Here is a 20,785-nt window from a genome sequence, read left to right on the forward strand (position 1 = left end):
ATGCCCTTTTCCCTGTGCGGCGCTTTCCCCCCTCTCCACCGCAGGTGGAGAGGGGGGCAGGGAGAGGGTGCGGACTCAGGTCCCAATTGGGCGGTTGTCGAACGCCTGGATGGTGATCACGCTCGGCCGGGGCAGGCCCACACGATCCGGCCAGGTGCTGATCGGCTTCTCGAAGGTGCCGCCCTCGCCGGGGTGCTGGATGGCCAGGAAGAGCGTGCGGTTGTCGGGCGTGAACTCAGGGCCGCAGACCTCCGAGCCGGCGACGGAGGAGAAGAACTGCTGGAGGTTGCCCCGCTGCGGACCCTGCACCGGCACCGCGAAGAGGCCGTCATTGTACTTGATGGCGCGAGCAGCCCCGTCGGTGGCAATCCACAGGTTGCCGGCATTGTCGAAGGTCACGTTGTCGGGAGCTCCTATCGGGCTGACCTTGCTCTTGTCGTAGCCGGCAAAATAGGTGGTGGGATCGCTGGGCAGGCCGGCGATGATGAACATCTCCCAGCGGAAGGTGGTGCTGGCGTAGTCGTTGTTGGTCTCGGTGATCTCAATGATGTGACCGGCCTCGTTCTTGGCGCGAGGATTGGCCTTGTCGGGGCCCGGCTGGCCCTCAGCGCCGCGGCGGGTGTTGTTGGTCAGCACCACGTAGATCTTCTTGGTGACCGGGTTCGGCTCCACGTCCTCAGGGCGGTCCATCTTGGTGGCGCCCAGGAGGTCGCCAGCACGGCGGGCGTTGATCACCACATCGGCCTGCGAGTTAAAGCCGTTCGCCGGGGTCAGCGGACCCTGCCCGAAGACCAGGGGCAGCCACTCGCCGGTGCCGTCATCGTTGAAGCGGGCCACGTAGAGGGTGCCGTCATCGAGCAGGTTCATATTCGCGGCCCGGTCATTGGGATTGTACTTGCCCCGGGTGACGAACTTATAGACATACTCGAAGACGGCATCGTCACCCATATAGGCCACCACGCGCCCATCGGGGGCGATGCCGATGGTCGCCGCCTCGTGGCGGAAGCGGCCCAGGGCGGTGCGCTTCACGGGGGTCATGTTCGGGTCGTAGGGGTCAACCTCAACCATCCAGCCGTGGCGGAAGGCCTCATTCGGCTCCTTGGCCACATCGAAGCGGCTGTGATACAGCTCCCAGCCGCGCTCGCTCTGTTCGGCGGGCATGCCGTAGCGGCGGTGAATGGCGAAGCGCGGGTCGTTCCTGTCGAACTTGCTGAGATTGCCGAAGTACTGGTGGAAATTCTCCTCGGCGGTCAGCACGGTGCCCCAGGGCGTCTTGCCGCCAGCGCAGTTGTTCAGCGTGCCGCGCACCACGGTGCCGGTGGGATCCTCGCTGGTCTGCATCAGTGGATGGCCGGCGGCGGGGCCGCTGATGCGCATCCGCGTCTCGCCGGTGATGCGGCGGTTGAAGGGCGAGTTGCGCACGTAGCTCCAGGTGCCGTCGGGGGCGCGCTGGATCTCCACCACCGACAGACCGTGAGCGGCGATGCCCACATCAACCTGGGTGCGTGTGGGCTTCTTTGGGTCGTAGTTGGGGAACATCAACTCCTCGTTGGTGTACTCATGATTCACCACGAGGAGGCCGCGGGTTGAGGAGTTGGAGCCGAGCGGCAGCGGGAAATACCCCACGAAGTCGCAGTTGTAGCCAAATTGCTGGCTCTGAGCCTCGGCGGTCTGCTCCCAGACATTGTGCACGGGGGCAGTGGCCGACAGCGGCTCACCCCAGCGGATCAGGGTGCGGGCGTAGTACCCCTCAGGCACCCTGACATCGTCAAAGTCTGGAGGCGTCGGTTCGACGCGGGCAAATTGCGGAGTGGTAACACGCTGCGCGGCGGCAGTCCCGGCGCCAAGGGCCGCCGAGCCGATGATCGCCACCGACGAGGCGATGGTGGCGCTCTTCAGCACCTCGCGGCGGCTCAAGCGGCGCTCAAGAATCGTGCCGAAGGTTTCGCCAATCCCCTCCTCAGAGCGGACGATCCATTTGTCCTTCTCGTCGTGACCGCCCATGACCTGGGTCTCCTTCTAGTGTCTGTCTTGCTCCGTAGGACGCACAAAACAGCGCTGCTGGCCTGTGGCCAGCAATGCCTTACAGTTCTGGCAACACGGCCATCTGTTGTCCATGCGCTAGTACAATGGACGTGACGATGATAAGGGGCGAAAGTAAAATAAGTGTTATTAATTTTTTAGGGAATGATTAAGGAATGACTTAATCTTCATCTGTGCTGGTAGAGTAAACCTCTGGTTTGCTCCCCACCTGCCGACAGAGACCTGGGGAAATCAGGTTTTCCCGGTTCATATGAGGAGAAAGCCCGTGCTGCTTATCATCACGCCCAATCCGGCTCTAGATCGCACGATGGTGTTCCAGGGCCTGCGCCTCGGCGGAGTCTTCCGCACCGATGAGGTCATCGTCGCAGCAGGGGGCAAAGGGTTGAACGTGGCCCGCGCGGCGCGCACCCTGGGCCAGCCGGCGCTGGTCTGCGCCCCCCTCGGCGGGCTGACTGGCGATATGGTGGCTCGCCTGGCCGCCGCCGAGGGATTGGCGGGCCGCTGGACACGCCACCAGGCGGGGGAGACGCGCACCTGCGTGCTGGTGGTTGACCGCGAGGCCAGCGATGCCACTGCGCTGAACGAGTCCGGACCAATCTTTGCCCCCGCCGACTGGCATGCCTTTGCCGGCGATGTGCTGGCGGCGGCCTCCGGGTCCGCGCTTGCCGTGGTCTCTGGCAGCCTGCCCCGCGGAGTCGCGCCGGCAGACCTGGGCGCGTTGCTGGTCGATCTGGCCTCGCGCGGCTTGCAGGTGATAGTGGATACTAGCGGGCCGGCGCTGGAGGCGGCCCTGGCGACGCAGCCCTGGGGGGTAAAGGTGAATGGGCACGAGGCCGGGGCGGCGCTTGGTCGCCCGGTGAGCGATGTTCCAGCGGCGCTGGCGGCCCTGGCGACGCTCCGCGCGCAGGGCGTCAGCCTGGCGGCGGTCAGTCTGGGTGCGCTGGGCTGCGTTGCGGCCGATGCAAGCGGCGCCTGGTGGGCCCGCCCGCCCCGCATGCGCATCGTGAGCAGCGTGGGCAGCGGCGACTCGCTGCTGGCGGGCCTGGCTACCGGTCTGCTGCGTGGCATGAACCTGCCTGAGGCCCTGCGCCTGGGGGTGGCCTGCGGCGCCGCCGATGCCCTGACCATCGGCGGGGGCCGGTTTGACCTGCGCGAGGTGGAGAACCTGCGGGTGGCGGTGCATGTGGAGGCCAGGGGGATTGCGGATTTTTGATTTGGGATTTTGGATTTTGGATTGGGCGTGGTATTCAGGATGGCGTCATTGAAGCCGGAGCACCCGAGGCGCCAGCCATTGCCTGTGGCGACGTGGGTTGTCAGATGAGCCGCCGTTGGTCAGGTGAGGAGCGCCGCCAGCAAGGCATACCCGCCGGCTGCGCGTGTGAGCAAGGCGCCTCGCCGCAACCAGAAACGACGCGCAGATGCAGGCATACATCCAGAAGTTGATTAACTCTGTTGATTGGCTGCGAGCAGCGCTGCAAGCCGGACGGTCTGATCCGCATTGAGGTAGACGGAGCGTTGACCGGCGGCCGTATAGAGCGCCATATCGCCGCCAGATCCGAAGATGGCTTGATACTTGCCCAGGTTGCGGATGCGTTTTTGCTGTATGGAAAGCAGGTCACGCAGCGTCGCCACTGCTGCCGCATCGAGGACGGCGGCATCGTAGCCGCGCACCACGTGGTGAATGACCAGGGCCGGTTCGCCGTCGGGAGTATAGGTTATTTCATAGTCTCCAATGATGATGGTTTCCATGGACAGGGTCATAGATCTACATGGCGAGGCATGATCGGCAGTTCATCCACTCGGAGACTGGGCGGCAGGGTGCAGACCCAGAGCAGCGCGTGGGCCACGTCTTCGGTGGTAAGCAGACGCCGGCGCAGCGACTCGTCGGGGTTGAGGGGCGCGAGGTCGGCGTTGATCATGCCCGCGACCACATTGGTCACAAAGATGTTGTAGGGGCGCAACTCCTGGGCCAGCGACTGCGAAAAGCCGGCCAGGGCAAACTTCGCGGCGCTGAAGGGGCTGATATTGGCGATCCCCATTTTGCCCACGCGCGAGCCGAGGTTCACGATAGTGCCGCTATGCTGGCGCTTCATATACGGCACGACGGCGCGGGTCGCGTAGAAGACCCCGGTCAGGTTAGTGTCAATGATCGCGCGCCACTCGGAATCGCTGAACTGCTCCACCGGCGAGATCTTCATGACCCCGCCAGCGCAGTTGATCAGAATGTCGATCCGCCCGAGGAGCGCGACGGTCTGGTCGGCAAGATGCTGCACCTGGGCTGCGTCGGTCACATCGGCGGGAATGCTTAGACCCTGATGGCCCTCATAGGCGATTTCGGCAATCAAGTGCTCCAGCAGGTCCCGGCGGCGGGCCGCTGCGACGACCGTTGCGCCCTCGCGCGCGAACAGGCGCGCGGTGGCATAACCAACGCCGCTGGAGGCCCCGGTAATAATAGCGACGCGTCCTTTGAGCTTCATGGCTTCCTCGACGATGGACCCTCAAACTCCTGGGGTACACGAACGCCCCTGCCCCCCTCAACCGGCTGTTGCGGCAGATTATAGCCTAACTCGCCGGGGTCGGTTGCAATGCCGTCGTGCCAGGAATATGGTATAGTGACGATGGCGGATTGTTGCGGCGCCAATACATCTGCGGCACATCAAGCACTCCCGGAGCATGTGTGCTATGCGCCTCTTCGTCCTCATCCTGGTGGCGCTGCTGGCCGGGTGTGGTTCGGTTCCTCCAGCCACGCTGATACAATCCGCCGCAACCTTCCCTGCGCCAGCGACGGCCACCCGCGTGCTCGAGACCGCAAGCCCCGCGCCAATGACGGCCACCCCCAGGGCTGCGACGGCCACCTCCAGGCCAGTGACGGCCACCCCCGGGGCTGCGACGGCCATTCCCAGGCCAGTGACGGCCACTCCCGCGCCGGTGACGGCCACTCCCAGGGCTGCGACGGCCACGCCCGCGCCACTGGCGCGGCGTGACGGCGGGCCGCCGGTGCGGCTGGTGATCCCGGCAATCGAGCTTGACCAGAAGGTGGCGCCTGTCGGGCTGGACCGCAATCGTATACCCATTGTGCCGAAGCACGATGTTGGATGGTACAACCTGAGCGCCGCGCCCGGTCAGATGGAGAACGTGGTGCTCTGGGGCCACGTGCTGCGCTTCCACGACGCGCCGCACATCCCGGCGCCCTTCGCGCGCCTGAACGAGGCGCCCGTCGGCGCGCAGCTCATCCTCTACAGCGCCGATGGCGCCGCTCACCACTATGTAATCACCAGGAAAGTCTGGGCAACGCCCGATCAGGTTGAGTACATCTTGCCTGTCGGCCGGGAGCAGGTGACCCTGGTGTCGTGTATCGGCGACAAGGTTATCGTTAACGGCGCTACCGTTGATATGACCCACCGACTGATTACCATCGCTGAGCCACGCTAAGAGCCTTTCCATCCGTCCAGGTTATCCGATTTCGTTTCAGGAGGCGGTCCTCCCTCGTCTTCCGGTCTAAGAACGTACCGGAGGAGCTGCCGGGGTGTACGGACTGTCACGGCGCGATACGCAACGGCAACGGTGACAGCCGCGCCGCCCTGCTACACTGGCGGAGAGACAGAAGGAGAGTGCGTCTATCCACGGCGTCCGGCGCGATCTGGCGCCACGATCACGAGCAGATCGAGCCTGCCGATAGACGCCTGGACCGAGGGGAGAGAGGAACCATGGCACACTCGCATGCTGCACCCTTTCGTATTGCGTTGAGCACCGGCGGCGGTGATGCGCCGGGACTCAACGCCGTGATTCGCGCCGCGGTGCTCTCGGCGCTGCATCGAGGCTGGGAATGTTACGGCATCCGTGACGGGTTTGCAGGTATTCTTTCACCGAAGGAGTACCCCCAGGGCGGGGTGATCCCGCTTACCCGTGACAGTGTGCGTGGGATCACCAGTCTGGGCGGCACGATTATCGGCACCACCAACCGCGGGCATCCGATGCGCTACCCCACCCTGCGGCCCGACGGCACCATCTACGAGCGCGATCGCACTGATGAACTGGTCAACGGCCTGGCGGCCTACGGGATTGACGCCCTGATCTCCATCGGCGGCGACGGCTCGATGGAAATCGCGGCGGCGCTGGCCCGCAAGGGCGTGCGGGTGATCGGGGTGCCCAAGACGATTGACAACGACCTCGACGGGACCGTGTCAACCTTCGGCTTCGATACAGCCGTATCCTTCGCCACGGAATGTCTGGATCGCGTGACCGCTACGGCCCAGGCCCACCAGCGGGTGCTGGTGGTGGAAGTGATGGGGCGCTACGCGGGCTGGATCGCCCTCCATGCCGGGATCGCCGGATCGGCGCATGTCATTCTCATTCCAGAGATTCCCTACAATCTGGAACTGGTGGCCGAGAAAATCCGCCAGCGCGAGGAAGCCGGGCGTTACTTCTCGATTGTCGTCGTTGCCGAAGGCGCTCGCCCTGTTGGCGGGGATTTCTCGGTGGTGGCGCGCGAACCGGGACGGGCCGATCGGCTTGGCGGCGTGGGCGAAAAGGTTGCCCATGCCCTGGAGGAACTGACCGGTCGCGAGACGCGGCTGGTGGTGCTGGGGCATCTGTTGCGCGGAGGCTCGCCGACGACCTTTGATCGCCTGCTGGCGCTGCGCTTTGGCGCCGCGGCGGTGCGGGCCATCGCCGAGGGCCAGTCGGGGATCATGGTGGCTCTCGATCCCCCAACGGTGAAGTATGTGCCCCTGGAGGTGGCGACGAGCCGCATGAAGACGGTGCCGCTCGATTGTGACACCATCCTGACGGCCCGCGATATGGGGATCTGCTTTGGGGATGAATAAACAGGCGTGCTGATTCCAGGGCAGGCCCCGGACTCCGGGCTGGTTGTGGCGGCTGTGCCGCCACAACCAGCGAACAGCGAGCTAATGCTGGCTGAGGAACGCCGCCATTTCGGCCAGGCGCGCGGAGTACCCCCACTCGTTGTCGTACCAGGCGGCGACGGAGAGCAGGTCGCCCTGCATCTGGGTGAGGGGCAGGTCAACGATCGAGGAGTGCGAGTCGCCAACGATGCGCGACGAGGCCCACTCGTCCTCCAGCACGTCCATGATCCCCTTCAGCGGGGCTTCGCTGGCGGCCTTGCGGAAGGCGTCGTTCACCGCCTCGACGGTCACCGGCTTCTCGGTGAGCACGTTCAGTTCCACAATCGAGCCGGTGCTTACGGGTACGCGGTAAGCCTTGCCGGTGATCTTCAGGCCGTTCCAGATGAAGCCCAGCGCCTTGGCCGCGCCGGAAGAGGAGGGGATCAGGTTCTCGGCAGCGGCCCAGGAGTCGCGCCGATCGTCCATAGGCTGGTCGGTGAGCGACTGGGTGTTGGTGTAGGCGTGGACGGTCGAGAAGAGGCCATACTTGATGCCGAAGTTCTCCAGCACGACCTTGACCACGGGCGCGAGGGCGTTGGTGGTGCAGGAGGCCATGCTGATGATGCGGTGCTTATCCGGATCGAAGCTCTCCATATTGATGCCGGGCAGCAAGAAAGCATCGGCGTCCTCGCGCGACTTGCTGGGGGCGGAGATGAGCACGCGCTTCGCGCCGCGGTCGAGGTGCGCCTGGGCGCCGGGGCGGCGTGTGGCGCGCCCGGTGCAATCAATGACCAGATCCACGCCAAGGGCTTTCCAGTCGGGCAGTTCGTTCTTCGAGTTGAAGAACAACACCTCGCGCCCGCCAATGGTCATTCCCGATTCGGTGGCCGACACCGGCTCGTGCCAGCGCCCGTAGTTGGTATCCACCTCAAAAAGAGCGGCGAGCGTCTTGGGGTCCTTGATATCCGAAATCGAGACCGGCGACCAGAGATTCTGCTGAAGCGCGACGCGGAGCAGCGAACGCCCGATGCGCCCGAAGCCATGGATGGCGACCTTGCCCATATAGGTAAACTCCTTTCCTACGAGTGAATGCCCGGATGGTCAGGGTCGGGGCGAAAACCCCCTCTCCTGACCGTTGGGGCGAGAGATTCTTCGCCCCGACTGACTAGTCTGTGAACGAAGTTTCCTGGCATTTCCGCCCCCCTCCCAACCTCTCCCTGTTGGGGGAAGGCGCCGGATTCCCTCCCCCAGCGGAGGAGGGTTGGGGAGGGGGCAGGGTTGCCGAAAAAGCAGTTCACAGACTACTGACCGTTGAGGCGAAAGATTGTTCGCCCTGACCACGCGAAAGATCTAGCGCCCGGGCGGGTACTGCCAGCTCGGCAGGTCAATCACCTCAATGTTCTCCTTGCCGCCGTAGACCGTCCACCATGGAACGGCGCCCTTGGCAAGCACCTGGTTGAGGGCCTCGATGTTCTGCACGCCGCGGTCGCTCAACCAGGCCTCGAGGGCCTCGACGCCATTCTGGGCATAGACGGGGATGCCGTCCTGCCAGGTGGCGCGGCCGCAGAGCACGCCGGCGAAGGGCGTGCCGGCCTCGGCGGCCAGTTCGAGCGTCTCGCGGAAGACCTCGTCGGTGACGCCAGCGCTGAGGTAGATGAAGGGCTTGCTGGCGGCGGCAGCGGCCTCGCGGAAGAGTTGCATCGCCTCCTGGCGGGTGTAAGCCTCTTCGCCGCTGAAGGCGCGCGTGCCCGAAACGAACTTCATGTTCACGGGCACCTCGACCTTGAGCACGTCAACCCCGTAGCGGGGCTTGGAGAACTCCTCCATGTAGGCGGTGACGTACTTTGGCTTCACCTTGGCGAAGGCGAAGCTCTTCTCGTCGCCGATGTCGTCATCGTAGGCCAGCGGCTCGAGGAAGAAGGGGATGTCCAGCGCGGCGCACTCCGCGCCGACGCGCTCGATGAAGGCGTACTTGATCGAGTTGATCTTGGGGTCGTCGAAGGGATTGATGTAGAGCAGGATCTTCACCGCATCGGCTCCGGCCTCGACGATGCGGCGCACGCTCCACTCCGACAGCAGATCGGGCAGACGGCCCTTGACGCTGGCGTCGTAGCCGGTCTTCTCGTAGGCCATCAGCACGCCCGTGCCCGGCGCGCGGTGCTTGAGCGCCTCGAGGCCGTATTCGGGGTCCATCAGGATGGCGCTGGCGTAGCGGGTGAGAATCTTGGTGACCGCGGTCTTGAACGCGACCATATCCTCGAAGGTAGCCTGCCCGCCCTCGCCGCGAGCCTTGGCAATCGCCTTCTTCAACGAGCCCCGCTGGTCCATCGCGGCGGCAGCGATGATCCCGCGCTCATCAGCGCATGCCGAAATGCCCTGGAACTTGCCGCGGGTCAACCGTACCTTTGCCATAGCGGTTCTCCTCTCTGCCTAATACAGGAACATCGGTTTGCCGACCAGGTGGGTGATGCGCGGCTTGTACTCGTCGACGTCGTACAGTTCGGGCACATCCACGCGCTTGACGCCCTGGATGCAGGTGTCTACCAGCACGGTGGTGTAGACGCCATTCTGGAGCGCCACCATCACCCCGTTGTGACCCTTCTCAAGCTGTTGCACGGCCAGGTTGCCATACGAGATGGCCACCATACGGTCAAGCGAATCAGGCGCGCCAGCGCGCATCAGGTAGGCGAGTTGCTGGTTGACGATCTCGATGCCGGTAATCTGCTTGATGGCTTCGCCAACGATCTGCCCGATCCCCCCGAGTTTGCGGTGGCCGTAGGCGTCTTCCTGACCGTACTCGACCACCTGGCCGCCGATCATGCTCGCCCCTTCGGAGACCACCAGCACCGCGTAGTTGCTCGGGTTCTTCTTGCGGTCCTCGACCAGGAGCCGGGCCACCTTCTCGATATCGAAAGGCACCTCGCTGATCAGCGCGCGGTCCGCATCGGCGAGGTAAGCGGAGATGAGCGCGGTCTCGCCGGAGTTGCGCCCGAAGAGTTCGACCACCGCGATGCGCTCGTGGCTGCCGGCCGGCGTCCGCAGCGCATTGATGAACTCGACGCTGCGAGTGACGGCGGTGCTGAAGCCGATGCAGTAATCGGTGCCGAAGACGTCGTTGTCCATCGTCTTGGGAATGGCGATGACCCGCACGCCCTCCTGGTGCATACGCACCCCGTAGCTGAGGGTGTCGTCGCCTCCGATGGGGATCAGCGTGTCAATACGCAGGTGCTCAAGCACCCGCAAGACGTGGGGCGTGGCATCGGCCACCTTCTTCTCTCCCTTGAACTCAAACCGGCCCTTCAGGAACTCGGGCATGGCCGACTCCTTGACCTTGGCCGGGTTGGTGCGGGAGGTGTGCAGGTGGGTGCCGCCATAGCGGTCGATCGTGCGCACGCTCGCGGGAGTGAGCGGTTCGATCCACTCCGCGCTGCCCTCCGGGTCATCGGGGTTGTAGTTGAGCAGGCCAGCCCAACCTCTGCGGATACCCACGACTTCCCAGCCATTGGCGGCTGCCCGGTTGACCACCGCCTTGATGGCAGGGTTCAGGCCGGGTACGTCACCGCCGCCGGTGAGGATCCCGATACGCATGGTGACTCCTTTCGCTACGCTTCTACGCGCTGCTCCTGGGGGCGCTGTTCGCTCCTACGCGTTGTCACGCCCCCGGCGTTCCTCGAGAGAGGTGCTCCAGATATGGTTTTGACCGGCCGCGACCCGCGCCAGTACGCGCAGGAGGCTCACAGTCCGGGATTATGTCGCTTCAGGCGCGCACGCGCTATGGCGCCCGCCGAATAACGCGCCAAGGCCCAGGCTACACGCCTGTATCAGGCGAGTGCGCAACCGCTGACAGGAGCGAAGGATGGGTGACACCATCGGCACCATATGCAATCAGCAAGCTAACGCCCTTATTCTAGGACACGTGTCAATAGTCGTGGTTAAGAAAAGTTTCCTTGTGATGGATATCCATGCATCGGGTTGCGTGTGTGCCGGATGCCCGCGGCCGCGCGCGCGAAAGGTTGCACGCACAATTATAGCGCATTATCGGCAGAATCGGAAAGGACTTCAGCCTGAATCGCTCGCCAGTAGCGGGAGAAGCGCGCTAGATCCAGCTGCCGGGGGGCGCGCACGAAAGGTTCGACCGGAATGACCCGCACCGGCAGCGCGGCTTCCAGGCGCTCGCGGATGCGCCGGAAGCGCGGGCCAGGGCTGTCGCTGGTAACAATGCCGTCGGCGCCCCGCTCTTCGGCGAAGGCGAGCACCTCGACGGCTACGTCGCCGCGGCGAATGGTGACCGGCAGTTCCAGCAGGCATTCGTAGATGAAGACGATCCGCTTCAGACTGACGCGCAGCTCGACGAGCAGTTCCTCGTCCCACACGAAGATCGCCGGCGCGCCCGGATAAGCTGCCAGCGCCGGGTGGCGAGGACTCAGACAATCACCGTGCACCCAGACGATCGGGTTTTGCATGCTCATCAGCGCCTCCGGGGGGCCGCCGGTTGCAGAGGTGTATTGGGAAACAGGCGCGCCTGGAGCGTCTCGTAGCTTGCGTCGAAGGGGCAGTTGCTCCGCAGCGGGCATTCGCGGCAGTAGACGCCGTCGCTGTAGCGCTCCAGGTTCTCGCGGTTGAAGATGTAGGGCTTGTGACTGAAGGTGCTGGCGACCCACTGCCACGAAAGATTATTGCTGGCCGGGTCGCCATCGAGCAGATGGCTGAGGAACCAGCGTGCCCCGGACTGCCAGGCGACGCGCCGCCAGTGGACGATGTAGGCCGCCAGCCACATCCGCGCGTGGTTGTGCAGGTAGCCGGTGCTGATCAGTTCGCGGCTGAAGGCGTCCATACAGGCCAGACCCGTCGTTCCCGTCGCGATGTCGGCGGGCAGATCAGGGGCGTAGTCGGCGGCGCTGAGGCCGGTTTTGTAGGCTTCGCGGTCCTCCCAGACGCCATCGCCGATCTCGGCGTACACACGCTGCCAGTAGTCGCGCCAGGCCAGTTCGTTAATCAGTTTCGCCGCCTCATCGGGGCGCGCTACGGCCCGCAGGGCCGCCCGGCGCACCTCGGCCAGGCTCAACACCCCGTGGCGAATATAGGCCGACAGACGGCTGACCGAGCCGCCAAGGAAGTTGCGCGTAGCGGCATAGGTCGCCGGGCGGATCGCGGCCAGGCGCGCCTCGGCCGCCCGTCGCCCGCCGATGGTGGCGCTCACCGCGTCGCTCTCCGCGGCGGCGGCGGGAAACTCCGCCGCCAGGTAGGCGATCAGGTCGTCGCGATCGGTGAAGTCTCGGCGCAAGTCTCCGGGCACGCGTCACCTCCTCCGGGACGGCTTGCCGCCGCTGGCCCTGTAGCGCCGGCAGGCGTCACTGCAATACTTGACCTCGTCCCAGGTCTTTGCCAGGCTCTTGCGCCAGCGAAAGGGCCGGCCGCAGGCGGCGCAGGTTTTCTCAGGCAGATGTTGTTTTTTCACTCCCCGCATACGCGCTCCAGAAAGGCCGCTGCCTCACGGCGGATCGTCGTCCGTTCATTGGGCGCCAGGCGCCCCAGGCCCAGCACTGCCGGCCCGAGGCGCGGGTTGGCCCGCAACGCGGTTTCGTGCTCGATCAGAAAGTTCCAGTACAGCAGGTTGTACGGGCAGGCGTTCGGACCGGTGCGCTGTCTGGGATGGTAGCGGCATCCGCCGCAGTAGTCGCTCATGGCGTTGATGTAGTTGGCCGAGGCGATATAGGGCTTGGTGGCAACCCCGTCGTCGGCATTGAGGCCCATGCCGATCACATTGGGGAACATGACCCACTCGTAGGCGTCCACATAGGCGGCCAGGAACCAGGTGTTGACCGCCTGCGGCTCGATGCCCGCCAGCAGGCAGAAGTTGCAGATCACCATCAGCCGCTCGATGTGGTGAGTGTAGCCGGTGTTCAGGACGCCCTGGAGCACGTGCCGCAGGCAGGCCATGTCGGTATCCCCGGTCCAGAACCAGGCCGGCAGGGGCCGGGTGGCGTTCCAGCGGTTGGCGCTGCGCAGGATGGGCAGCCGCCGCCAGTACTGCCAGTAGATGTACTCGCGCCAGCCGAGCACCTGGCGCACGAAGCCTTCCACCGAGTTGAGCGGCGCCCGACCGGCGGCGTAGGCGGCCTCGGCGGCGCGCACCAGTTGCATCGGGGTGAGCAGCCCCAGGTTGAGGTAGGGCGAGAGGCCGGAGTGGTAGATCAGCGCCGAGCGGCGGGTCATTGCGTCCTCATAGGCGCCGAAATCGGGCAGCCGTTCGACGATGAAACGCTCGAGGGCCAGGTCGGCTTCTTCGGCGGTGACCGCCAGGTCGAAGCCTTCGACGTTGCCGATGCCGGTGGGCAGCGCCGCGACCTCCTCCATCACGGCGCGGGTAATGGCGTCGGGCGGGAAGCGCGGCGGTGGCGGGGGTTGCGCGCTGCGGGGCAACGGTTTGCGATTTTCGACATCGTAGCTCCAGCGCCCGCCCACGGGCGCGCCGTCGCCGTCGAGCAGCACGTTGAAGCGGCGGCGCATGGCCTTGTAGAAGGTGGCCATGATGATCGTGCGCTCCGGCGGGGCATCGGGAAAGGGGTCGAACCGGCCAACCAGAAACTGGGTGTTGGGCAGCACTTCGACCGGCGCGCCCAGGGCCGGGCCGGCTTCGTCCTGCTGGAAGCGCCGGGTGGGTTCCTCAGCGGCGGCCATGGTCAGCACCTGAGCCGTGCGGTAGGCGGTGCAGTGCGCGCGCAGCCCGCTGAGAAAATCAGGGGCCTGGCGGTAGTCCACCTGGTAGCCCATGGCTGTGAGCCTGGCGGCGTAATGGCGCATGGCGCTGAGAAGCAGCACCAGCTTCTTGCGCTGGTAGGGCTGCTGGCGCAGGCGCGCGGCGCTTTCGATCAGCAGCACGCGCACCCCGGCCCGCCCGACAGCGGCCTCGGCGCTAAGCAGGGCCGGGTGCTCGCGGAGCAACTGGTCGCCGAGTATCCAGACGGTGATGGGCGCTGTGGAGTGGGAGAGGTGTTCGTGGGTCATTTGTTGTAGCATACCATGGAGAAGGGTGGAGATGTGGAGGTGTGGAGGTGTGGAGCTGTGGAGCTGTGGAGCTAGAACAACACCTCCGCTCACCCCAGCCCCAGGCGCTTCGTGCGGGCGCGGATGCGTTCGACGGCGAGCGGCCCGCCGTGACCGATGTGCCAGGTGTGGGCGGGCAGGCTCAGGGCCAGTTGCAGACTGGCCGACTGTTGCACCGCGTCGGTGACGAAGTACGGCGGGTTGGGCAGGCGCCCGCGCAGCCGCCCGCCCAGGAAGCCGCCGCGCAACAGATCGCCGGCGATGAGGTTGCCGTCTGGCAGCGGCACCACGCTGTGCCCGGCGCTGTGACCGGGAGTGTGGACGGTGCGCGTTTCGATGCCGAACGGGGCGAGGTCGAAGGAATCCTCAAAGGTGATATCCGGTTCCAGGGGCGTGGTGCGCCAGGGCAGAAAGGGTCGCAAGAGCTGGCCTTCCAGATCGGTGCTGCGCAGGGAGGTGGGGTTGCGGCCCTCGCGCAGCAGAAGCAGATCAGCGCGGTGGACGGCGATCGGCGCGCCGGTGCTGGCGCGCAACTCGGCGGCGCCGCCAAAGTGGTCAAGATGGCCGTGGGTAAGCAGGATTAGCCCGATGTCACCAGGCGCGATCCCGTAGCGGGCGGCGGCGCGCAGGATGCGAGCGCCATCGCCGGGCGCGCCGCCGTCTATGACGATCCAGCGTTCCCCGCGCAGCAGGAAGACGTTGGCGAGGGATAGTTTAATGGTGATGATGTGCATCCTTGATCCTATGCGGCTGCGCCGGGCGACAATGGGAGGTTTTCGGATTTTGGATTTTAGATTTTGGATTTTGGATTGCGATCAGACCTGATGTGATTGCAGCGTATGCAACAGGAATTGGCGTCGGGGGGCTGCGTCCTCCGGGACCTTCGGTATGACCTCGGGTAGGGTTTGGCGAGATCGCTACATATTTAAGGATAACGAGGAAAGGCCCAGGTCTGGCCGTTTGGCCCGAACAGGTAGACGGTGTTGGCGCCCTGCATGTAGATCGCCGCGCCCTTCTGGTAAGGTTGTACGACGCCCACGTCGGCGCGCTCGGCCGTTGTCGCCCAGCCCAGCGTCTCGCGCACGCCTGGCGCCTCACGCCAGACCTTGCCGAAGCCGCGCTTTGGCTCTTGAAGTCCGGGTGGGGGCTGCAGGTTGCCGCTCTCGGGCTGCCCCTCGCTCCAGCGATCGGGATAGCTCGTCCAGATCACGGGCAACGGTGTGGTGCGGATGGCGTACACGCGGGTGTCGAAGCGCCATCCGGACCACACCATTACACCACGCTCGAAGTACTGCTCGGCCAGAGGGATGTCACGCTGGGCAACTGCAGGGCAGCCGGCGAGATACATCGCCAGCCCGTAGCCTTGCCAGGCCCGGTCGCCGAAGACGGGGTCCATCCCGACGGCGCAGGTGGCCGAGGGGATGCGCAGGCGCTGCTCGCGGCCGAGAAGGCCGAGGAGCACGGGCGCGCCGGGCAGTTCGTCGTGGCGCTCCATGCGCTGTCGTTCAAAGTACTGCACTTCGCCGCTCCAGGGCCCCATCGTCATGAGGAACGGCTCACTGATCGGGTAGCCCATTCGCGTAAGACCGCCGCTGCGCTCCCAGACCTGGAGGTAGGGAGGGCAGAGGCTGTGACGGGTCTGGGGGAAGTAGCGGCAGCCAGGGTCCGCCGGCGGGTCAACGGCAGGCGGGAGGGTGAGCAGCGGCTGGAAGGTGAAGTCGCGGAGTTGTTCGGCGCCAAGCCGGCCGGCAAGGATGCCCAGACCGGCGCCGCTGTGGTCCTCGAGCCGGCTGCGCTCGAACCACTGCACCGGCCCGGTGAAAAGCAGCTTGCCCTGCTCGTCGCGAATCTCCTCGACCTGCACCGGGCCGATTGGATAACCAAAGATCGGCAGCCCGCCGTTGCGCTCCCAGTAAGCGCGGAACGCTCCCTCGATACAGAAGCCGGTCTCCGAGAAGCAGCGGCGCGTTGTCTGCGCGGCTGCTGGCGCCGCTGGCAACAGGGTAAGCAGCGCGACAGCGAACAGCAATATATGCCTCATGATGCGCCTCCTCTGGGTGAGCACGGCGAGAAGGGCACGGATGACGCCCCTGGTGGCAGTGGGCCCTTACCGGCGCAGGGTGCAGCGCCGGAAAGGCCCGTCCGTGCCGCTCACTCCAGGGCGATGCTTGGAGAGATCGCCTCAGCGGAAGAGGGCCAGATACTCGCCATAGCCCTCCCGTTCGAGGTCTTCGACCGGGATGAAGCGCAAGGCGGCGGAGTTGATGCAGTAGCGCAGGCCGGTAGGGGCGGGGCCATCGTCGAACACGTGGCCGAGATGCGAATCGGCGTGCTTCGAGCGCACCTCGATGCGTTCCATCCCCAGTTTGTAATCGGCGCGGGTAACGATGTTTTCGGGCGCCAGGGGACGCGTAAAACTTGGCCAGCCTGTGCCCGAGTCAAACTTATCGCGCGAACTGAAGAGCGGCTCACCCGAAACGATGTCCACGTAGATCCCTTCGCGCTTATTATTGTAGAACTCGTTTGCGAAGGGCGGCTCGGTGCCCTCGCGCTGGGTCACCTGATACTGCAGTGGTGTGAGCCTGCGGCGCAGTTCGTCGTCTGATGGCTTCTTGAAGGGTTGCATACGCTGGTTTCCTGACTATCATATGGAAGAAGTTGGGAGGGAGCAGCCCTCCCAACCGCAGTATTCTTATCTCTTCTCATCATAACAGATGTACGCTTACACCGCTCGCGTGTAACTGTTCACACTTCTCCTGGGAGCGAGGGCATCTTGCCCTCGTATCCTGACGAGGGCGGGACGCCCTCGCTCCCAGGTCTGCGGGGTTACCCCAACTCTGAACACGTACCGCGCGTATCGGGGTGAGGCCAGAGCCGCTGCGCGTGCGCCTCCAGCGAGGGAGGGGGGAGTGGCTACGCCGCCCGATACTTTCAGGTGTCTGGGGCCTGTCCCAGGACTTTGCAGCAACCCTGGGGGTGAGGTGCTGCACATCCGCCTCCGGCGGCAGGGTTTGGGGGGCTACGCTCCCAGAGACGCTGCGGCAGCCCTGGGGGTGAGGCGCCTGATCCGCTCGGCGATGGTATCGGCGGTCACATCGAGATAACTCCGCCCATCCTCAACGTGGCGCGTTGCGTCGAGGTAGCTGCCGCGGCCGGTGTGGAACATCGGGCCGAGGCAGACCTTTTCAATCTTGCCCATCGCCAGGGCCCGGTTCCACTGGCTGCCGCGGAAAATCGGCCAGCGGGCGGGGAAAATCACGTCGCTCAGGCGGTGCCAGCGGTCCCTGGTTCCATAGAGATGGATCAGGACGTTGATCCGGCTAAGGCTCTCGTCGGAGTTCATAATCCCGCCCAGAGAGATCACCTGGACGGGCGCGCGCAGGGTGGCCTGAATGTAACCCGACGTGCCCAGGGCGATCTGGGCGCCGCCGCTGTAGCCGAGGAGGGCGACCTGCGAACCGCTGCCGAGGACGTAGCCGTGGCGCAACAGCCCCTGGATAATCATTTCCGCCACGCCATAGTTGTACATCGGGCCGTAGCGCCGGTCGGCGGAAACGGCGACGTGGAGCATGTTGCGCAGGTTGATCAGGCGCCCGACGCGCCGCAGGGGGCTTTTCTTGTTGAGCCGCAGCGCGTTGAGCCAGGCCCAGAACCAGGCCAGGTTGCCCTCGCTGGTTATGCCCACATTGGCGAACGAATAGGCGAAGACATCAGTAACGATGACCAGGCCGGGAATGCGGTCGGCAATCGCGTCGAGGAGCGCGTCCTCATAGGGGGTCGAGAACTCGCCGGAGATGTCATCAACGCCTGAGAGGTAAACCAGGAACGGCCCGGCGACGGGCGGGCCGGGCGGGTGCAACCGGGTTTGCGGAGTAGCCTTGCGCCAGCCCGCCCACCAGATCAGCACCGAGGTGGGAATGGCGATTGCGAAGAGGATGAACAGGATCAGCAGGGCCCAACCGACCCAGGTCAGTACAGTTATCATGGCTCGCCTTTGACCACAGGCTCGTAACCGGGAATCACCTGCGGGAGTTCCTCGCGCCGGACGAGGTGCGGCTTGCCGGTGGTGATTGCCCAGATGCGACGGGCCACGGCCTCGGCAGGTTCGCTCAACAACCAGCGGGCGCCCTCTATCAGCAGGGTGCCCGCCAGCGCGCCCACGGCGGCCTGCCAGTGTGCCAGCCCGGTTACGGCCACGATTGATGCCAGAGCTATGCCGAAGCTCCACAGTCGCAGCCCCCAGCGAATGGCCGGGCCCACCAGCGGGAGCAGCGCCAGGGCGCCCAGCAGCAACGGCCCGTAGGCGGCGCTGACGGTGACAAAGAACAGTCGCAGAGGCACTTCGACGCCGAACATGACGCGCATGGCCAGCCACAGCGCCCACATCCAGATGACGGCGCTCAGTACGGACAACAGGGCCGAGGCCAGCAGGCCCAGCACGAAGCGCAGGGGCGTGATGCGGCTCATCAGCAGCGTCACCCCCTGGGTGCCGATGCCTTCGGAAAGCCCGGCGAGGAAGATCAGCAGGGTGGCTGCGGCGACGGCCTGGGGCGAGAGCAGGATACTCAGCCACTCGATAGGGAGTGTCATCGCCCTTCTCCTTGCGTCCTTCACGGGGTATTATAACCTACGGCGGCGCGCGCGACGTATGGTCGCAGGCGGTTCCGTCCTCACCGCCTCCCAACCCCCTCCCTTTCCACCTCGGAGGGAGAGGGAGGGGGTTCTCAGGTGTAGGGTTTTCCGGCGCATGCGACGCGAGCATGCGCCATCCGGGGCATTGGGACGCCCAGATCCCCCTCTCCCGCTCGCGGGAGAGGGGGGCGGGGGGTGAGGACCGTAAGCGCATTGGAATGCCGAAAACCCCTGCTCGCTCGAAAAACCCTGCACCTGAGAAGAGGGAGGGGGCGTCGAGCGCCGCGAGACGGGGGAGGGTGAGGATCCGCGCCCCGCCAATCGCCGGCGGGCGCAGGGAAAGCGGTTTCACCTGTACGTCTACACTCCTGCCTTATAGCGTTTCTCGAAAAGGTTGACCCGTAACGATGGCGGTGCGGGCGCAGCGAGCTACACCGCTCAGTGCCCTCAGTGGATCAAGCATTTCGGTCAGTGCTCTAAGGAACGAAAGGAGCCTCCATGCTTCGTGACCTCCCCACATCCGCGCAAACGACCCTCGACTGGTCCTGGGAACACTGGCAGCCCTTCTACGCCGAGCTGGAGGCGGCCCCGATCGTCGAGCCTGCCGCCTGGCTCGCGGCCTGGTCGCGGCTAGCCGATTTGCTCGCCGAGACCTACACGCGCCTCTCGGTAGCAACAACCTGTGATACCGCCGACGCTGCCGCCGAGGCGCGCTTCCGCGCCTTTCTTGGCGATGTGTACCCCCGCGCCATGGCCGCCGACCAGGCGTTGAAGCGCAAGTTCCTCGATGCGGGATTTGAACCGGAGGGATTTGCCGTGCCGTTGCGCAACCTGCGGGCCGAAGTTGAATTGTTTCGCGAGGCCAACCTGCCGTTGCTGACCGAGGAGCGCCGCCTGGGGAACGAGTACAACCGCATCATCGGCGCGCAGACGATCGAATGGGCGGGCCGGGAACTGACTATCCCGCAGACCGAGCCGTTGCTCGAAGAACCCGATCGCGCCGTGCGCGAGGAGGTATGGCGGCGGGCCGCCGCCCGGCAACTGGCCGACCGCGAGGCGATCAACCAGATCTGGCGGCAACTGCTGGCCCTGCGGCGGCAACTGGCGGCCAATGCCGGTCTGCCTGACTACCGGGCCTACGCCTGGCGTCTGCGGCAGCGCTTCGATTACACTCCCGACGATTGCCTGCGGTTCCACGAGGCCATCGAGGCCGTCGCCGTCCCGGCGGCCCGGCGGGTCTATGCCCGGCGCGCCGCGCGCCTCGGTCTTGATCGCCTGCGTCCCTGGGACACGCACGCCCGTGCTTCGGGCGAAGCGCCACTGCGGCCCTTTCGCGATGGGGTCGAGCTGGCTGAGCGGGGCGAGGCGGTGCTCACGCGGGTGGATCCGGAACTGGGGGGCTATTTCGCCATCATGCGCCAGGAGGGGTTTCTCGACCTCGACAATCGCAAGGGCAAGGCGCCCGGCGGCTACTGCGTCTACTTCCCCGTCGCGCGTCGGCCCTTCATTTTTATGAACGCCGTGGGTATGCCCGGTGATGTGCGAACGCTGCTGCACGAAGCCGGGCATGCCTTCCACGACTTCGAGATGGCCCATCTGCCTTACCACCAGCAGCGCGAGGTTCCCATCGAGTTCGCCGAGGTCGCCTCGATGGCCATGGAGTTGCTTGCCGCGCCCTATCTCCGCCGCGCCGATGGCGGGTATTATGATCAAGCCGAATACGCCCGCGCGCGGATCGAGCATCTCGAGGGCATACTCACGTTCTGGCCCTACATGGCCGTGGTAGATGGTTTCCAGCACTGGGCCTACACCAATCCCGAAGCCGCCGATAACCCCGCCGCCTGCGACGCGGCCTGGGATCAGCTCTGGGCGCGGTTCATGGACGGAGTGGACTGGAGCGGTCTCGACGCCGAACGAATAACCGGCTGGCATCGCAAGCAGCACATCTATCGCTACCCATTCTACTATGTGGAGTACGGGCTGGCCCAGCTAGGGGCGGTGCAGGTGTGGCGCAACGCCCTGAGCGATCAGGCCGGTGCAGTGGCGGCCTATCGCCGCGCCCTGGCCCGTGGCGGCGTCGCCACGTTGCCCGATCTCTTCGAGACGGCAGGGGCGCGCTTTGTCTTCGACTCCGATGCGCTGCGGGAGGCCGTGGAGTTGATCGAAGAGGAGATTGCGAGGTTGGCGCAGCACGTATGACCCCTGGACCTGGCGGGTAA

At 65.3% G+C, this 20,785-nt stretch carries 19 protein-coding genes; 4 read left to right on the forward strand and 15 right to left on the reverse strand.

Annotation, left to right across the window (positions count from 1 at the left end; genetic code table 11):
- Positions 1-75: 75 nt before the first annotated feature.
- Positions 76-2,004 carry a PhoX family phosphatase gene (locus NZU74_13725; GenBank protein ID MCS6882387.1) on the reverse strand — a complete coding sequence of 643 codons (1,929 nt, stop codon included), beginning with the start codon at positions 2,002-2,004 and terminating at the stop codon, positions 76-78.
- A gap of 304 nt (positions 2,005-2,308) precedes the next feature.
- Between NZU74_13725 and NZU74_13730 the strand changes: the two genes are divergently transcribed.
- Positions 2,309-3,256 (forward strand): hexose kinase, encoded by a 948-nt coding sequence (locus NZU74_13730; protein ID MCS6882388.1) that lies wholly within the window; start codon positions 2,309-2,311, stop codon positions 3,254-3,256.
- Positions 3,257-3,486: 230 nt separating this feature from the next.
- Here NZU74_13730 and NZU74_13735 read toward each other — a convergent pair whose 3' ends face one another.
- Positions 3,487-3,792 (reverse strand): hypothetical protein, encoded by a 306-nt coding sequence (locus NZU74_13735; protein ID MCS6882389.1) that lies wholly within the window; start codon positions 3,790-3,792, stop codon positions 3,487-3,489.
- Positions 3,793-3,800: 8 nt separating this feature from the next.
- Positions 3,801-4,520 carry an SDR family oxidoreductase gene (locus tag NZU74_13740; protein MCS6882390.1) on the reverse strand — a complete coding sequence of 240 codons (720 nt, stop codon included), beginning with the start codon at positions 4,518-4,520 and terminating at the stop codon, positions 3,801-3,803.
- Positions 4,521-4,725: 205 nt separating this feature from the next.
- Between NZU74_13740 and NZU74_13745 the strand changes: the two genes are divergently transcribed.
- Positions 4,726-5,475, forward strand: a complete 750-nt coding sequence (locus tag NZU74_13745; GenBank protein ID MCS6882391.1) for a class F sortase — start codon at positions 4,726-4,728, stop codon at positions 5,473-5,475.
- Between the two features lie 275 nt (positions 5,476-5,750).
- Complete coding sequence (locus tag NZU74_13750; protein MCS6882392.1) at positions 5,751-6,869, forward strand: ATP-dependent 6-phosphofructokinase; 1,119 nt, start codon at positions 5,751-5,753, stop codon at positions 6,867-6,869.
- 81 nt (positions 6,870-6,950) lie between these two features.
- Here NZU74_13750 and NZU74_13755 read toward each other — a convergent pair whose 3' ends face one another.
- The 12 genes from NZU74_13755 to NZU74_13810 all read right to left on the reverse strand — a co-directional run bounded on the left by NZU74_13755 (position 6,951) and on the right by NZU74_13810 (position 18,524).
- Positions 6,951-7,949: an aldehyde dehydrogenase gene (locus NZU74_13755; protein ID MCS6882393.1), complete on the reverse strand. Its 999-nt coding sequence runs from the start codon at positions 7,947-7,949 to the stop codon at positions 6,951-6,953.
- Between the two features lie 288 nt (positions 7,950-8,237).
- Positions 8,238-9,299: a tagatose 1,6-diphosphate aldolase gene (locus NZU74_13760; GenBank protein ID MCS6882394.1), complete on the reverse strand. Its 1,062-nt coding sequence runs from the start codon at positions 9,297-9,299 to the stop codon at positions 8,238-8,240.
- 18 nt (positions 9,300-9,317) lie between these two features.
- Positions 9,318-10,475: an ATP-dependent 6-phosphofructokinase gene (locus NZU74_13765; protein MCS6882395.1), complete on the reverse strand. Its 1,158-nt coding sequence runs from the start codon at positions 10,473-10,475 to the stop codon at positions 9,318-9,320.
- 437 nt (positions 10,476-10,912) lie between these two features.
- Positions 10,913-11,356, reverse strand: a complete 444-nt coding sequence (locus tag NZU74_13770; protein MCS6882396.1) for a hypothetical protein — start codon at positions 11,354-11,356, stop codon at positions 10,913-10,915.
- Positions 11,356-12,183 (reverse strand): deoxyribodipyrimidine photo-lyase, encoded by an 828-nt coding sequence (locus NZU74_13775; GenBank protein MCS6882397.1) that lies wholly within the window; start codon positions 12,181-12,183, stop codon positions 11,356-11,358. The genes NZU74_13770 and NZU74_13775 overlap by 1 nt, the downstream gene beginning before the upstream one ends.
- 3 nt (positions 12,184-12,186) lie before the next feature.
- On the reverse strand, positions 12,187-12,354 hold the full coding sequence (locus tag NZU74_13780; protein MCS6882398.1) for a DUF2256 domain-containing protein: 168 nt from the start codon (positions 12,352-12,354) through the stop codon (positions 12,187-12,189).
- Positions 12,342-13,895 carry a cryptochrome/photolyase family protein gene (locus NZU74_13785; protein MCS6882399.1) on the reverse strand — a complete coding sequence of 518 codons (1,554 nt, stop codon included), beginning with the start codon at positions 13,893-13,895 and terminating at the stop codon, positions 12,342-12,344. The genes NZU74_13780 and NZU74_13785 overlap by 13 nt, the downstream gene beginning before the upstream one ends.
- Before the next feature lie 89 nt (positions 13,896-13,984).
- On the reverse strand, positions 13,985-14,668 hold the full coding sequence (locus tag NZU74_13790) for an MBL fold metallo-hydrolase (protein MCS6882400.1): 684 nt from the start codon (positions 14,666-14,668) through the stop codon (positions 13,985-13,987).
- 191 nt (positions 14,669-14,859) lie between these two features.
- Entirely contained in the window at positions 14,860-15,975 is a 1,116-nt protein-coding gene (locus NZU74_13795) for a hypothetical protein (GenBank protein ID MCS6882401.1), read from the reverse strand.
- A 141-nt stretch (positions 15,976-16,116) separates the two neighbouring features.
- On the reverse strand, positions 16,117-16,560 hold the full coding sequence (msrB, locus tag NZU74_13800; GenBank protein ID MCS6882402.1) for a peptide-methionine (R)-S-oxide reductase MsrB: 444 nt from the start codon (positions 16,558-16,560) through the stop codon (positions 16,117-16,119).
- 393 nt (positions 16,561-16,953) lie between these two features.
- On the reverse strand, positions 16,954-17,919 hold the full coding sequence (locus NZU74_13805) for a hypothetical protein (protein ID MCS6882403.1): 966 nt from the start codon (positions 17,917-17,919) through the stop codon (positions 16,954-16,956).
- Positions 17,916-18,524: a hypothetical protein gene (locus tag NZU74_13810; GenBank protein ID MCS6882404.1), complete on the reverse strand. Its 609-nt coding sequence runs from the start codon at positions 18,522-18,524 to the stop codon at positions 17,916-17,918. The genes NZU74_13805 and NZU74_13810 overlap by 4 nt, the downstream gene beginning before the upstream one ends.
- Positions 18,525-19,064: 540 nt before the next feature.
- On the opposite strand from NZU74_13810, the gene NZU74_13815 reads away from it, so the two are divergent.
- Positions 19,065-20,765 (forward strand): M3 family oligoendopeptidase, encoded by a 1,701-nt coding sequence (locus tag NZU74_13815; protein MCS6882405.1) that lies wholly within the window; start codon positions 19,065-19,067, stop codon positions 20,763-20,765.
- Positions 20,766-20,785 lie beyond the last annotated feature (20 nt).

It is taken from the genome of Chloroflexaceae bacterium (genome assembly GCA_025057155.1).
Classification (GTDB): domain Bacteria; phylum Chloroflexota; class Chloroflexia; order Chloroflexales; family Chloroflexaceae; genus JACAEO01.